The 13,705-nt window shown below is 68.8% G+C and carries 11 protein-coding genes; 3 read left to right on the top strand and 8 right to left on the bottom strand.

The features are described 5' to 3' along the window. Window positions 1-147: 147 nt before the first annotated feature. The 3 genes from OXQ95_RS04535 to OXQ95_RS04525 all read right to left on the bottom strand — a co-directional run bounded on the left by OXQ95_RS04535 (window position 148) and on the right by OXQ95_RS04525 (window position 4,905). Window positions 148-831 carry a hypothetical protein gene (locus OXQ95_RS04535; RefSeq protein WP_267380192.1) on the bottom strand — a complete coding sequence of 228 codons (684 nt, stop codon included), beginning with the start codon at window positions 829-831 and terminating at the stop codon, window positions 148-150. Window positions 832-934: 103 nt separating this feature from the next. Continuing rightward, window positions 935-3,601: an alanine--tRNA ligase gene (gene alaS, locus OXQ95_RS04530; protein WP_267380190.1), complete on the bottom strand. Its 2,667-nt coding sequence runs from the start codon at window positions 3,599-3,601 to the stop codon at window positions 935-937. Window positions 3,602-3,642: 41 nt separating this feature from the next. After that, the gene (locus tag OXQ95_RS04525; RefSeq protein ID WP_267380658.1) at window positions 3,643-4,905 is read right to left on the bottom strand and encodes a Xaa-Pro peptidase family protein; all 1,263 of its coding nucleotides are present in this window, start codon (window positions 4,903-4,905) and stop codon (window positions 3,643-3,645) included. Window positions 4,906-4,979: 74 nt separating this feature from the next. On the opposite strand from OXQ95_RS04525, the gene OXQ95_RS04520 reads away from it, so the two are divergent. From OXQ95_RS04520 to OXQ95_RS04510, 3 genes are all read left to right on the top strand, one after another. Continuing rightward, window positions 4,980-6,275, top strand: coding sequence for a dicarboxylate/amino acid:cation symporter (locus OXQ95_RS04520; RefSeq protein WP_267380189.1), 1,296 nt, complete (start codon window positions 4,980-4,982; stop codon window positions 6,273-6,275). A 77-nt stretch (window positions 6,276-6,352) separates the two neighbouring features. Further along, window positions 6,353-6,907 carry a hypothetical protein gene (locus OXQ95_RS04515; protein WP_267380187.1) on the top strand — a complete coding sequence of 185 codons (555 nt, stop codon included), beginning with the start codon at window positions 6,353-6,355 and terminating at the stop codon, window positions 6,905-6,907. Window positions 6,908-6,921: 14 nt separating this feature from the next. Next, window positions 6,922-7,239, top strand: a complete 318-nt coding sequence (locus OXQ95_RS04510; RefSeq protein WP_267380186.1) for a hypothetical protein — start codon at window positions 6,922-6,924, stop codon at window positions 7,237-7,239. A gap of 4 nt (window positions 7,240-7,243) precedes the next feature. Here OXQ95_RS04510 and OXQ95_RS04505 read toward each other — a convergent pair whose 3' ends face one another. The 5 genes from OXQ95_RS04505 to OXQ95_RS04485 form a co-directional block, all read right to left on the bottom strand. Further along, window positions 7,244-7,879, bottom strand: coding sequence for a glutathione S-transferase (locus OXQ95_RS04505; RefSeq protein ID WP_267380184.1), 636 nt, complete (start codon window positions 7,877-7,879; stop codon window positions 7,244-7,246). 215 nt (window positions 7,880-8,094) lie between these two features. Further along, the gene (gene recA / locus OXQ95_RS04500; RefSeq protein ID WP_276588882.1) at window positions 8,095-9,177 is read right to left on the bottom strand and encodes a recombinase RecA; all 1,083 of its coding nucleotides are present in this window, start codon (window positions 9,175-9,177) and stop codon (window positions 8,095-8,097) included. A 467-nt stretch (window positions 9,178-9,644) separates the two neighbouring features. Next, window positions 9,645-10,478, bottom strand: a complete 834-nt coding sequence (locus OXQ95_RS04495; RefSeq protein WP_267380182.1) for a 4-(cytidine 5'-diphospho)-2-C-methyl-D-erythritol kinase — start codon at window positions 10,476-10,478, stop codon at window positions 9,645-9,647. Beyond that, complete coding sequence (locus tag OXQ95_RS04490; protein ID WP_267380180.1) at window positions 10,475-12,001, bottom strand: hypothetical protein; 1,527 nt, start codon at window positions 11,999-12,001, stop codon at window positions 10,475-10,477. The genes OXQ95_RS04495 and OXQ95_RS04490 overlap by 4 nt, the downstream gene beginning before the upstream one ends. A gap of 13 nt (window positions 12,002-12,014) precedes the next feature. Beyond that, a complete protein-coding gene (locus OXQ95_RS04485) occupies window positions 12,015-13,670 on the bottom strand; it encodes an electron transfer flavoprotein-ubiquinone oxidoreductase (protein WP_242095715.1) in 1,656 nt (551 codons plus the stop codon). Window positions 13,671-13,705 lie beyond the last annotated feature (35 nt).

Here is a 13,705-nt window from a genome sequence, read left to right as displayed (position 1 = left end):
CCGCCAGCATCGGCCCCTCGCTAAGCCGCCATTCCCCGACGGCCAGACAAGCCCTGCGTGTTGCCAGATCCTACAAAGGTCGTTCCGTTAGTGCGCATTACACTCATGGCGGCGACGTACCGCCGTCACATCGAACGTCTCGCCCGCCTAGGACACCTGCCCCAACGGCAGCAGCCGGTCGGCCAGCCGCTGTGCCGCCTTCCGGTCGCCCGCCCGCAGCGGCACCAGCACCGCCACCGCGGCGCGCTGCATATAGCGGTCGATCTGGGTGGGCGTGGTGCCGTGCGTGGCGGCTTCGGTGAGACGCACGCCTTCGGCATCGTCGGGATCGAGTTCGATCCGGAGCAGCCCGGCCAGCCCCAGGAACATCACGCGATCGCCGCCGAGCGCGGCCGCGCGCGTCAGCGCCGCGAGCCCCACGCTCTTTTGCGCGCCCGCGGCCATCCGTCCGGCGATCCGGCCATAGGTGTTGATGACCCCGAAATGCCAGGCGCCGAGCCCGATCCAGGCCTCCGGATTGCGCGGATAGCGCTGCGTCAGCCCCTCGAACAGCTTGCGCGAGGCGATCGCGCCGGATCGGTCGCCGGTCAGCTTCGCGCGATAGCCGGTCGCGGTCGCTTGGACGATGGCAGCGTCCTGATCGTCGGGTTTCTGCGCGAGGATCGCCCGCGCGCCCGCGCCGGCGCGCTCGATCCGGGCCAGCGCCACCGCCTTGTCGCGGTCGTTGAAGGCCGCCTCCACGAGCAGGTCGCGCGGGGTCTGCACGGCGGCCGCGATCGCAGGCGACGCCACCGCCATCGCCACCATCGTCCAGCCGATCCGCTTCATCATGACGCTACGCCCTCGATCGCGGCCGACGCGGCACGCCCGGCATCAGCGTAGCGAAGCGTTCGGATATTCGCCAGATCCTTCACGATATCCGTGACTTACGAGTTCATAGCATGGCGGCGAGCACATCACGGATCGCGGCGATCGCGTCCGCCGCCTTCGTGCCGTCCGGGCCACCGCCCTGCGCCATGTCGGGGCGTCCGCCGCCGCCCTGCCCGCCGAGCACGGCCACCGCGGTGCGAAGCAGCGCAACCGCGTCGTGCGTACCGGCCAGGTCGGCGGTCACGCCGACCGCGATCGAGGCGCGGCCGTCGTTCACCGCCACCATCGCCGCCACGCCCGAGCCGATACGCTGCTTGGCCTCGTCCACCGCGCCGCGCAGCCCCTTGGCCTCGAACCCGTCGAGCACCTGACCCAGGAACGCGACGCCGCCGACCTGCTCGGGCCCGGCGGGCGCGTTGCCGGCCCCGCCGCCGAGCGCCAGCGCCTTCTTCGCCTCGGCCAGTTCGCGTTCCAGCCGCCGGCGGTCCTCGACCAGCGCCGCCACGCGAGCCGGCACCTCGTCGGGCGCGGCCTTCAGGGTCGTCGCCGCCTCGCGCAGCAGGTCGTCGCGGCCGGTGAGCCACGTCCGCGCCGCCTCGCCGGTCAGCGCCTCGACGCGGCGGATGCCGCTCGACACCGCGCCCTCGCCCACCACCTTGAACAGCCCGATATCGCCGAGCGCGTTCACATGCGTGCCGCCGCACAGCTCGATCGAATAGGCGCCGCCGCGGCCATTGTCGGGCGCATCGTCGCCCATCGCAACGACGCGGACCTCGTCGCCATATTTTTCGCCGAACAGCGCCATCGCGCCCGTCGCGATCGCGTCCTCGGGCGTCATCAGCCGGGTGACGACGGCACCGTTGCCGCGCACCTGCGCGTTCACCCGCGCTTCCACCTCGGCGATATCGGCCGCGCTCATCGCGAGCGGCTGCGAAAAATCGAAGCGCAGCCGCTCGGGCGCCACCAGCGAGCCCTTTTGCGCGACATGCGCGCCCAGCCGCTGGCGCAGCGCCTCGTGCAGCAGATGCGTCGCCGAATGGTTGGCGCGGATCCGGTCGCGGCGGTCCGCGTCGATCGCGAGCTTCACCGTGTCGCCGACTGCGATCGCCCCCGCCTGCACGATCGCATGATGGACGAAGACGCGGCCGAGTTGCTTCGATGTCTCGGTGACCATCGCGTGCAATCCCGCGTCGCCCGTGATCGCGCCCGCGTCGCCGACCTGGCCGCCGCTTTCGCCGTAAAAGGGCGTCTGGTTGACGACGATCGCGACCGTATCGCCGGTTCCCGCCCGCTCGACGCGCATGCCGTCCTTTATCAGCGCGACGACCTGCGCTTCGCCGGTTTCGCCGGTGTAGCCGGTGAATTCGGTCGATCCGCTTTCCTCGGCGATGTCGAACCACAGCTCGTCCGACGCCTTGGCGCCGGATCCCTTCCAGGCGGCGCGGGCGGCACGCTTCTGCTCGGCCATCGCCGTCTCGAACCCGCTCCGGTCGACGCCCAGCCCCTGAGCGCGCAGCGCGTCCTCGGTGAGATCATAGGGAAAGCCGAACGTGTCGTAGAGCTTGAACGCGGTCTCGCCCGGCAGCGTCGCGCCCGGCGCCATGCCCGCGGTCGCCTCGTCGAGCAGCTTCAGCCCCTTGTCGAGCGTCTGTCGGAAGCGCGTCTCCTCCTGCTGCAGCGTCGCCTCGATCAGCGGCTGCGCGCGGAGCAGCTCGGGATAGGCGCCGCCCATCTCGGCGACCAGCGCCGGCACCAGCCGCGCCATCAGCGGCTCCTTGGCGCCCAGCAGATGCGCATGCCGCATCGCGCGGCGCATGATCCGGCGCAGCACATAGCCGCGGCCCTCGTTCGCGGGCAGCACGCCGTCCGCGACCAGAAAGCCGCTGGTACGCAGATGGTCCGCGATCACGCGGTGGCTGGCGGTGTTCGCCCCATCGGTGGCGGTGCGGGTGAGCGCGCCGCTTTCCGCGATCAGCGCGCGGAACGTGTCGGTGTCGTAATTGTCGTGGACGCCCTGCAGCACCGCGGCGATCCGCTCCAGCCCCATGCCGGTGTCGATCGACTTGCGCGGCAGCTCGCCGACGATCTCGCCCGCTTCCTGCTCATATTGCATGAAGACGAGGTTCCAGATCTCGACGAAGCGATCGCCATCCTCGTCCGGGCTGCCCGGCGGGCCGCCGGCGATATGGTCGCCATGGTCGTAGAAGATCTCGGAACACGGGCCGCAGGGCCCGTTGTCGCCCATCGTCCAGAAATTGTCCTTGGTCGGGATGCGGATGATACGGTGTTCGGGCAAGCCGGCGATTTTACGCCACAGGTCGAACGCCTCGTCGTCGGTGTGGTAGACGGTGGCCGTCAGCTTGTCCGCCGGCAGGCCCCATTCCTTCGTCAGCAGCGTCCACGCATGCGTGATCGCCTGTTCCTTGAAATAATCGCCGAACGAGAAATTGCCGAGCATTTCGAAGAAGGTGTGGTGCCGCGCGGTATAGCCCACATTGTCGAGATCGTTATGCTTGCCGCCCGCACGAACGCATTTCTGGCTCGACGTCGCGGTGGAATAGGGCCGGCTTTCGAGGCCGGTGAACACGTTCTTGAACGGCACCATGCCCGCGTTCACGAACATCAGCGTCGGATCGTTCTGCGGCACCAGCGGCGCCGATGCGACGATGCGGTGGCCGTTGCGGCCGAAATAATCGAGAAAGCCGCGGCGGATATCGTTGGTAGAGGTCATGCCACCCGGCTTAGGCGAGGAGGCGGGCGCGCTCAAGCGGGTCAGACCGGTGCATCGATCGACCGGGGCGGCTCGCTGAACCAGACCGGGCCCGCATCGGTCATGTGGAAGCAATCCTCCAGCCGCACGCCGAACCGGCCGGGCAGATAGAGGCCGGGTTCGTTCGAAAAGCACATGCCGGCCGCGAGCGGCGTCGTCTCGCCGTGAACGAGGTTCACCGGTTCATGCCCGTCAAGGCCGATGCCGTGCCCCGTGCGGTGCGACAGGCCGGGCAGCGCATAGCCCGGGCCATAGCCATAGCCCGCATATAGCCGCCGCACCGCATCGTCGATGCTGCCGGCCGGCGCACCGATCCGCGCCGCGGCGAACGCCACCTGCTGACCGCGCGCGACCTGATCCCACACGCTACGCTGCGCGCGCGTGGCCGCGCCGAAGACGAAGGTGCGCGACACGTCGGATTGATAGCCCTGCACCGTGCAGCCGCAATCCATCAGCACCACCTGGCCATCGCCGACGATTTGTGGCGCGCGGCTGCCATGCGGATAGGCGGCGGCCTCGCCGATCAGCACGAGACTGAACTCGGGCTCCCCGCCCAGCGCGCGCGTCGCCGCATCCATCAGCGCGGCCACGTCATGGTTGGTCATGCCGCGCTCCACGCGCGGATGGACGAAGCGATAGGCCGCGATCGTCACGTCGGTCGCCTTGCGCATCAGCGCGATTTCGGCCGCCGATTTCACCATCCGGCAGCCGCGGATCACGGGGGCGGCGGGCACGATCCGCGCCGAGGGCAGCGCGCGGGCGATGCCGTCGGCGGCGAAGAAGCGCACCGTCTCCTCGATACCTACCGGACGGCGATCGAGCTTGCGGTCGCGCAGGAACCCGGCGACGACTGCAAGCGGGCTCTCATCCTCCTGCCACACGCGCACTTCGGCGGGGATGTCGAGCGTCTGGCGCACCGAGGGCTCCTCGAAGAATGGGGTGACGATGCACGGCGTGCCTTCGGCCGGCAGGATCGCGGCGGTGAGCCGCTCGCTGCGATGCCACGCGACGCCGGTGAAATAGACCATCGATGCGCCCGGCTCGATCATCACCGCGCCGATCCCGTTCACGCGCATCAGCGCCTGTGCGCGGGCCAGCCGCGCCGCGCGCTCGGCGGGCGCGATCGGCACCACATCGGCGGTGAGAGGACGCAGGCCGGTCAGGTCGGGCGAAGCCGCGCGCAACACGCCGGATCGCGCCAAAAGCGGCAGCGCGGCGGCGCCCAGAAGGACGGCGCGGCGATCGATCGTGGCGGTCTTCGTCATAGTCACGGACGATAGGGTTCTTGACCCCGCGCCCGCAATCCCCTTCGCTCGGGCGCGCATCAAGGGAGCATCGGATGGCCAAGCGCCTCACCTATTGGATCATGGCGGCGTTGGTCGCGGGACTGCTGGTCGGCTGGGCGCTGCATGCCGCGATCGACGACGGCACGCCCGCCGCGGCCGATCGGCTGGGCGAGATCGCCGGCTATCTCTCGATCGCCACCACCGTGTTCCTGCGGCTCATCAAGATGATCATCGCGCCGCTCGTCTTCTCGACGCTGGTCGTCGGCATCGCGCATATGGGCGACACGGGTGCGCTGGGCCGGGTGGGGCTGCGCAGCCTCGCCTGGTTCGTCGCGGCGAGCCTCTTGTCGCTTACGCTCGGCCTGATCCTCGTGAACCTGCTCCAACCGGGTGTCGGACTTCATCTGCCTGTGCCGCCCGTCAGCGCGGCGAGCGGCGTGGTGAAGACGGCGTTCAACCTCAAGGACTTCGTCTCGCATATCGTGCCCGCCTCGATGATTCAGGCGATGGCGGAGAACGAGATCCTCCAGATCGTGGTCTTCTCGGTGTTCGTCGGCGTGGCGATCACCGCGGTCGGCGACGTCGCCGCGCCGCTGGTGCGCGCGATCGAGGCGCTCGTCGCGGTGATGCTGCAGATCACCGGCTATGTGATGCGGTTCGCGCCGGTCGCGGTGTTCGCGGCGGTCGCCGCGACGCTGGCCGAGCGGGGGCCCGGCGTGCTCGGCGATCTCGCCTGGTTCATGGGCAGCTTCTATCTCGGCATGCTGATCCTCTGGGGGCTGCTGATCGCGATCGCCTTCGTCATCATCGGGCCGCGCACCCGGCTGCTGGTGCGCTACATCCGCGATCCGCTGATCCTCGCCTTTACCACCGCCTCGTCCGAGGCGGCCTATCCGCGCACGCTGGAGGCGCTGGAGCGGTTCGGCGTGCCCAACCGGATCGCGAGCTTCGTGCTGCCGCTCGGCTATTCGTTCAATCTGGATGGATCGATGCTCTACATGACGTTCGCCTCGCTGTTCATCGCGCAGGCATACGGCATCCATCTGAGTTTGGCCGAACAGATCACGATGCTGCTGGTGCTGATGGTCACGTCCAAGGGGATCGCCGGCGTGCCGCGCGCATCGCTGGTGGTGATCGCGGCGACACTGTCGATGTTCCACATTCCCGAGGCGGGGCTGCTGCTGATCTTGGCGGTCGATCACTTCCTCGACATGGGCCGTTCCGCCACCAACGTGATCGGCAACGCGGTGGCGGCGAGCGTGATCGCCAAATGGGAGGGCGGCTTCGCGCCGCCGGGACCCGTCGATCCCGCGCTGCCGCCGGCACCGACGCACGGGGTGCTCCACTAGCGCCCGAAATGGTGGCATCTCCGGTTGCAGGCCGACCTTTGCCGATCGATACCGGTTGTCGACAAGCGGGGGGCACCATGGCGACGGGATGGATCGGGCGGACGGGACGCGCGCTGGCGGGCGCGCTGATGGCCGCCGCGCTGGCGGGCTGTGCGGTGACGCTCGTTCCCGCCTATGACGCGCAGATCGACGACGGGCTGAGCGCGCTCTACACCGATACGATCGCGTTCGTGGACCGCACCACTGCGCTCGCGGGAACGCCGGAGGGCGATTACGCGCACAATCGCGGCTTCTATGACGGCGCCGATGCCCGCGTCGAGACGCTGATCGTGCGCGCCGAGGCGAACCGCGTGCTGAAGAACTGCCCTACCACCAGGGTGGTGGCCCATGCGCTCGACGCCGCGCGGATCCCCGCCGACGTGCGCGGCGCGATCGGCACCTTGCCTAGGGACGATTGCGAGGTCGTGCTGCTCCGGCTGATCCATGGCGGCTTCGAATCGATGCGCCGCTTCCACGAGGCGCAGGGAGCCCGCGGCCTGCCGCCCTCCGCGCGCGGGCCACTGATCGACGGCGGCGTGGGCGCGCAGTTGCGCGCTGGGATCACGGTCGAGATCGCCAAACGCGCCAGATAGAGGGAGGACCGTTCATGGATATCGATGCGCTGACCGATACGATGGTCACGGCGGGCAAGGGCCTGGCGAGCGGCATATGGTCGGCGATGGACCATTATGCCGCGCCCGAGCTGAAGAAGATCGCGGTGCAGATCGAGGCCATCGCCGATCACCTGCCCGACTATACGCCCGAAGGCGCGAAGATCCTGCTGGCCATGCAGGTCAATGCCGCGGTCGCGGTGATCGTGGCGATGACGAGCCTGGTGATGCTGGCGGTGCAGGAGGCGATCAACGCGATCATCGCCGCCGTGTCGGGCATCGTGAACAAAGCGGTCGGCTTCGCGCTGATCTGAGCCCTCAGGCATAGGCATAGGGCCCACCCTTGGCGAGCGCGGACCGATAGGCCGGCCGCGCATGGACCTTGTCCAGCCACGCGATCGTCGCCGGGCGCGATTCGTCGAGACCGGCGCGGCTGCGCGCGGCCTCGAGTGGAAAGCTCATCATCACGTCCGCGGCGGTCATCGCATCGCCCGCGAACCAGGGCCGAGTCGCCAGCTCCGATTCGACATAATCGAGATGGACGTCGATCATCGGCTGGATGCGCTTGATCGCGGGCTTGCCCATCAGCGGGATGCGCGCGAGCACCAGCTTCAGCAGCAAAGGCGGCATCATCGAACCCTCGGCATAATGGAGCCAGAACCGATAGCGCAGCGCGTCCTCGCGGTTCGCGGGCGCGCCGAGCCGGCCATCGGCCTTGTCCACCAGATATTCGACGATCGCGCCGGTTTCGGCGATCACCCGGTCATGATCGTCGGTGTCGACGATCACGGGCGACTTGCCCAGCGGATGGACGCGCTTCAGCGCGGGCGGCGCGAGCATCGTCTTGGGATCGCGTTCGTAGCGCTGGATCTCGTGCGGCAGGCCGAGTTCGTCGAGCATCCACAGCACGCGCTGCGATCGGCTGTTCTCGAGATGATGGACGATGATGGTCATGGGCAAGTCCTTCGCTGCGATCGTTTCAGCATATCCCGTCCGGGAGCGGCGGCACCATCGTTTCTCCCCACCCGCCGGCGAAGTGGAGGAAGTGGAGGAAGAGGAGGTGTGTGGCGACGATTCTCCACTTTGCCCTTCACGCGACCGCCTTCCACGCGAAACGGCCCGACATCGCTGCCGGGCCGTTCGGTCGCTTCATCCGGCGGCGAAAGAAATCAGAGGTCGTCGTCCGCTTCCGGACCCGCCATCATCTCCTCGGCCACCTTGTCCGTCCGCGCCCGGATCGCCTTTTCCAGGCGATCGGCGGTTTCGGGATTGTCCTTCAGATAGGTCTTCGAATTCTCGCGACCCTGGCCGAGACGCACGCTGTCATAGCTGAACCACGCGCCCGACTTCTCGACGATCCCGGCCTTCACGCCGAGATCAAGGATCTCGCCGATCTTGGAGACGCCCTGCCCGTACATGATGTCGAATTCGACCTGCTTGAACGGCGGCGCCACCTTGTTCTTCACCACCTTCACGCGGGTGGTGTTGCCGATGATCTCCTCGCGATCCTTGATCTGCCCGGTGCGACGGATGTCGAGGCGGACCGACGCGTAGAATTTCAGCGCGTTGCCGCCCGTCGTCGTCTCGGGATTGCCGTACATCACGCCGATCTTCATGCGGAGCTGGTTGATGAAGATCACCATGCAGCGCGAGCGGCTGATCGAGCCGGTCAGCTTGCGCAGGCTCTGCGACATCAGGCGCGCCTGAAGGCCGACATGGCTGTCGCCCATCTCGCCCTCGATTTCCGCGCGAGGGACGAGCGCCGCGACCGAATCGACCACCAGCACGTCGATCGCGTTCGAACGGACCAGCGTGTCGACGATTTCGAGCGCCTGCTCGCCGGTGTCGGGCTGCGACACGATCAATTCGTCGATGTCGACGCCCAGCTTCTTGGCATAGACCGGATCGAGCGCGTGTTCGGCATCGACGAACGCCGCGGTGCCGCCACCCTTCTGCGCCTCGGCGATGACGTGCAGCGCGAGCGTCGTCTTGCCCGAGGATTCGGGGCCGTAGATCTCGATCACGCGGCCGCGCGGCAGGCCGCCCACACCGAGCGCGATGTCGAGCCCGAGCGAGCCCGTCGAGATCGCCTCGACCTGCATCGTCTCCTTCGAACCCAGCTTCATCGCCGAGCCCTTGCCGAACGCGCGGTCGATCTGCGCGAGCGCCGCGTCGAGTGCCTTTTGCCGATCCCCGGCTGCCTTGTCGGTCGCTGCCATGCCGCTATCGATCACCTTGAGATTTGCCGCCATCGGATGTTCCCTCGCTAGAGCAGGTATGAACGCCATTCAACGCCTGAGGCTCATGTACCGCATTCGTTCTCACGGAACAAGTGGGGAACGGTAGAATTTCGCGCCAAGACCCCAAGACGCGACGGAGGTCGGGATCGGCGCGGAGCGCCCCGCGATCATGAGGTGATGGAAGGCCTGCGGCGCTGATGTCTGCTGGAGTTTGACGACGATCCCTCGATCCGTTCGCCGCGAGCTTGGCGAAGCCTGTCCTGAGCTCCGCCGAAGGGGCCGGTGCCGCCTTTGAAGGCATGACTGTAGAGAGCGTGCTTCGACAAGCTCGGCACGAACGGATCCACGATCGGATCAAGCCGATGCCATTCCGCTCCGGGAACGGCGATCGTCGTCGAAGGCGAAACGTCTTCGCGTCTTGCGTCTTGCGTCTTGCGTCTTGCGTCTTTGCGTGAATAATCCCGCGAAGGCCGAACCCCTCACGCCAAAGTGGATTCGAGCATCCACCAGCCCTGCCCCGCCAATGCCCGCGCCGCTTCGCCACGATCCTCGACGGTGTCGAACAGCGCAAAACAGGTCGCACCCGATCCAGACATGCGGGCCAGGCGAACGCCCGGCATCGCGCCGAGCCGCGCGCGCACCTCGGCGATGATGGGGGCGAGCGCCAGCGCGGGCGGCTCCAGATCGTTGCGACCGGCCACCGCGCGCGCGATCACGGGGCCGTCGGGGATCGCGCCGCGGTCGATCCCGTCCCACCGCGCGAACACCGCCGCGGTGGATACGCCGACGCCGGGATTGACGAGCAGCACGGGCACCCCCGCCAGCCCCTCCAGTTCGGCCAGCGCCTCGCCCTTGCCGGTGCCGAAGGCGGTGCGCCCCAGCAGGCAGGCGGGTACGTCGGCACCGAGCGCGCCCGCGACCGCCACCAGCCGGGGATCGTCCGACGCCAGACCGTGCAGCCGCGCGAGCGCGCGCAGCGCAGCGGCGGCATCCGCCGATCCGCCGCCGATCCCCGACGCGATCGGCAGCCGCTTGTCGAGCGTGATCGCATGATTCCCCGCAATCCCGAACGTGGCGGCGAAGGCGTCCGCGGCGCGGGTGACGAGATTGTCGGCCCAGTCCCCCTCGCCCGCCAGCCCCTGGGCGAACGGGCCGGTGATCGCGAAGCGGTTCGCCGCGGCGGGCTCCACGCGCACCTCATCGCCGTCGCGGCAAAAGGCGAACAGCGTTTCCAGCTCGTGATAGCCATCGGCGCGGCGGTGGCGGATGTGGAGGGCGAGGTTGATCTTCGCCGGGGCGGTTTCGGTCGTCATCGGTGGGGCGGCAGGCCGTCGGCGATCTTGGCGGCGATCCGCGGGGTCACGTCGGCCGGCGCGGTGAGCGCCGCGGCGCGCCACGCATAGCGCGCCTCGAACCGGCGGCCGAGCGTCCAATAGGTGTCGCCCAGATGCTCGCCGATCTCGGCATTGGCGGGCTGCCCCGCCGCGGCGCGTTCCAGCAGCGGCAGCGCGCGCGCGGCATCGCCGCCGCGGTAATAGGCCCAGCCGAGCGAATCGGTGATCGAGGCGTCGTCGGGCTTCAACTGCGCGGCGCGCGCCAGCATCGCGGTGGCGGCGGGCACCTGTGTGCGATGCTCGATCCGCGCATAGCCGAGATAGTTGAGCGCGAGCGGCTGGTCGGGCGCCAGCGCCACCGCCTTCACCAGCACCGGCTCGGCCGCGCGCCACTGGCCGGCCTGGTCGAGCGCGGCGCCATATTGCAGCCACCCCGTCCAGCCGCCGGCATCCTTCGCGACGATGCGCGCATAGAAGGGCGCGGCATCGGCCGGGCGATCGGCGTTCATCAGCAGATCGGCATAACGCTGCCAGTCCGCCGGCCCCGCCTCGGTGCGTTCGGCGAGCGTCCGTGCGGCGGCGATGGCGGCATCGGGCTGGTCGGTGGCGAGGATCGCCACGCGCGTGGCCGCCGCATCGACGGCGAACGCGCTGCCCGGTGCGATCCCGTCCAGCGCGGCGAGCGCGCGGGGCTTGGCACCGGCCTGATCGAGCGCGGCGGCTAGCAACAGCCGTGCGCGGTCGCTCGAGGGATCGGCGATGAGCGCCGCGCGCACCAACGTGATCGTCAGCGGCGACGGCGTGGGGGCGGCGGCAAGATCCGACGCGATCCGCACGAACAGCCGCGACACCCCGAAGCCCAATGTGGGCGCCGCCGGATCCGGCCGAAGCCCGGGCAGCAGCGTCTGCGCCATGTCGGCGTGATCCGCATGGGCGAGCAATTGCGCCGCGGCGATGCGCAGGTCGAGCGGTGCCTGCGCGCCGCCCAGCGCCGCGATCTCGGCCACGCCATCGGCCGCGCGCCCGCTCGCGATCGTCAGCAGCGCATGCGCTTCGGCGGCGAACCGGCGGGTGACCGCGTCCTTGGCGGGCGGAACTGGGGGAACGGCGCCGGTGCGCGCGAACGCCGCCCACAGCCGGAGCGCGGGCGCGAGCGCGGCGAGCGGCGTGCCGGCCAGCTTCGCGATCGCCGCCTCGGCCGCGACCGCATCGTCGGCCCGTGCGGCGACCGCGATGGGCAGCAGCGCACCGTCCGCGGGCGCCACCTTCGCCCGATCCAGCACCGCAAGCGCCCGCAGCGCGAGCGGCGTGTCGCCCGCGACCAGCGCCTCGCGAAACGCGCGGATCGCCACCAGCGGATTGGCGGGGGCGGCGGACAGCGCCTGCGCATAGTCGCCCGCGGCGCGCATCGCATGCCCGTCCGCATCCGCGGCACGCGCGCGCAGATAGGCGGAAAGGCCACCGCTATCCGCCATCGCGGGGCCGGCGACCAGGCCCAGCATCAGGAGGACGCGCCTACATATTGGGATAGTTCGGGCCTCCGCCGCCTTCGGGCACCACCCAGTTGATGTTCTGCGTGGGATCCTTGATGTCGCACGTCTTGCAGTGGACACAGTTCTGCGCGTTGATGACGAACTTCGGATCGCCCGTCTCGACGCCGACGAACTCGTACACGCCCGCCGGGCAGTAACGCTGCGACGGACCGTCGAACATCGGCAGATTATAGTCGACCGGCACGTCGGGATCGCGCAGCGTCAGGTGGACGGGCTGATCCTCCTCGTGATTGGTGTTCGACAGGAACACCGAGGAGAGGCGATCGAACGTCAGGACGCCGTCGGGCTTGGGATAGACCGGCGGCTTGACCAGATCCTTGCGCCACAGGCTTTCGTGATCGGGCTTGTGGCCCAGCGTGAAGGGCATCTTCAGCCCGAAATGCTCGAGCCACATCGTGACGCCCGACAGGCCCGAGCCGACGAAATCACCGAACTTCTTGACCAGCGGCACGACGTTGCGGACGACCGACAGCTCCTTCTTCAGCCAGGACGCGTCGAACGCCTCGGGATAGGCGGCCAGCTCGTCATGGCTGCGCTGCGACAGGATCGCGTCGACCGCGGCGTCGGCGGCCATCATGCCCGATTTCATCGCGCCATGCGTGCCCTTCAGCCGCGGCACGTTGAGGAAGCCCGCCGAACAGCCGATCAGCGCGCCGCCCGGAAAGACGAGCTTCGGGATCGACTGCAACCCGCCATCATTGATCGCGCGCGCACCATAGGACACGCGCTTGCCGCCCTTCAGGATCGCCGCGATCTCGGGATGCGTCTTCCACTTCTGCATTTCCTGGAAGGGCGAGAGATACGGGTTGGAATAGTTGAGCCACGTGACGAAACCGAGCGACACCTGGCCGTTCGCCTGGTGATAGAGCCAGCTGCCGCCGTTCGCATCGTCGCCGAGCGGCCAGCCCTGGGTGTGGATCACGCGGCCGGGGCTGTGGAGCGCGGGATCGATGTCCCACAATTCCTTGATGCCGAGGCCGTAGACCTGGGGCTGGCTGTCTTTCGCCAGATCGAACTGGCGGATGATCTCCTTGGAGAGATGCCCGCGAACGCCCTCTGCGAAGAAGGTGTATTTGGCGTGGAGTTCGAGGCCCGGCGTATAGTCGCCCTTGTGCGTGCCGTCGCGCGCCACGCCCATGTCGCCGGTGGCGACGCCCATCACATGGCCCGCCTCGTCGAACAGGATCTCGGCGGCGGCGAAGCCGGGGAAGATCTCGACGCCCAGTTCCTCGGCCTTGCCCGCCAGCCAGCGGCACAGATTGCCGAGGCTGCCGGTATAGGTGCCCTTGTTGTGCATGAACGGCGGCGTCAGGAACTCGGGCAGCACCGTCTTGCCCTTCTCGGACAGGACCCAATGGTGGTTCTCGGTGACCGGCACCTCGGCCAGCGGGCAGCCATCGGTGCGCCAATCGGGCAGCAGCTCGTCGAGGCTGCGCGGATCGATCACCGCACCCGACAGGATGTGCGCGCCCACTTCGGAGCCCTTTTCCAGCACGCAGACGGCGATGTCCGCGCCCGTCTCGGCGGCGCGTTGTTTCAGCCGGATCGCGGCGGACAGGCCGGCCGGCCCCGCTCCCACGATCACCACGTCATAGGGCATCGACTCGCGTGTCGTCATGTTCGTCTCCGCAGCGCCTCTCGCCTCACGTCGTT

Source organism: Sphingomonas sp. GC_Shp_6 (assembly GCF_026540835.1).
GTDB lineage: Bacteria > Pseudomonadota > Alphaproteobacteria > Sphingomonadales > Sphingomonadaceae > Sphingomonas.
Note: the sequence above shows the minus strand (reverse complement) of the source record. Positions and strands in the feature narration are given on the sequence as shown.

Coding starts and splice junctions, on each gene's coding strand:
- OXQ95_RS04535 (WP_267380192.1), bottom strand. CDS start 831: ATGATGAAGCGGATCGGCTGGACGATGGTGGCGATGGCGGTGGCGTCG.
- alaS (WP_267380190.1), bottom strand. CDS start 3,601: ATGACCTCTACCAACGATATCCGCCGCGGCTTTCTCGATTATTTCGGC.
- OXQ95_RS04525 (WP_267380658.1), bottom strand. CDS start 4,905: ATGACGAAGACCGCCACGATCGATCGCCGCGCCGTCCTTCTGGGCGCC.
- OXQ95_RS04520 (WP_267380189.1), top strand. CDS start 4,980: ATGGCCAAGCGCCTCACCTATTGGATCATGGCGGCGTTGGTCGCGGGA.
- OXQ95_RS04515 (WP_267380187.1), top strand. CDS start 6,353: ATGGCGACGGGATGGATCGGGCGGACGGGACGCGCGCTGGCGGGCGCG.
- OXQ95_RS04510 (WP_267380186.1), top strand. CDS start 6,922: ATGGATATCGATGCGCTGACCGATACGATGGTCACGGCGGGCAAGGGC.
- OXQ95_RS04505 (WP_267380184.1), bottom strand. CDS start 7,879: ATGACCATCATCGTCCATCATCTCGAGAACAGCCGATCGCAGCGCGTG.
- recA (WP_276588882.1), bottom strand. CDS start 9,177: ATGGCGGCAAATCTCAAGGTGATCGATAGCGGCATGGCAGCGACCGAC.
- OXQ95_RS04495 (WP_267380182.1), bottom strand. CDS start 10,478: ATGACGACCGAAACCGCCCCGGCGAAGATCAACCTCGCCCTCCACATC.
- OXQ95_RS04490 (WP_267380180.1), bottom strand. CDS start 12,001: ATGCTGGGCCTGGTCGCCGGCCCCGCGATGGCGGATAGCGGTGGCCTT.
- OXQ95_RS04485 (WP_242095715.1), bottom strand. CDS start 13,670: ATGACGACACGCGAGTCGATGCCCTATGACGTGGTGATCGTGGGAGCG.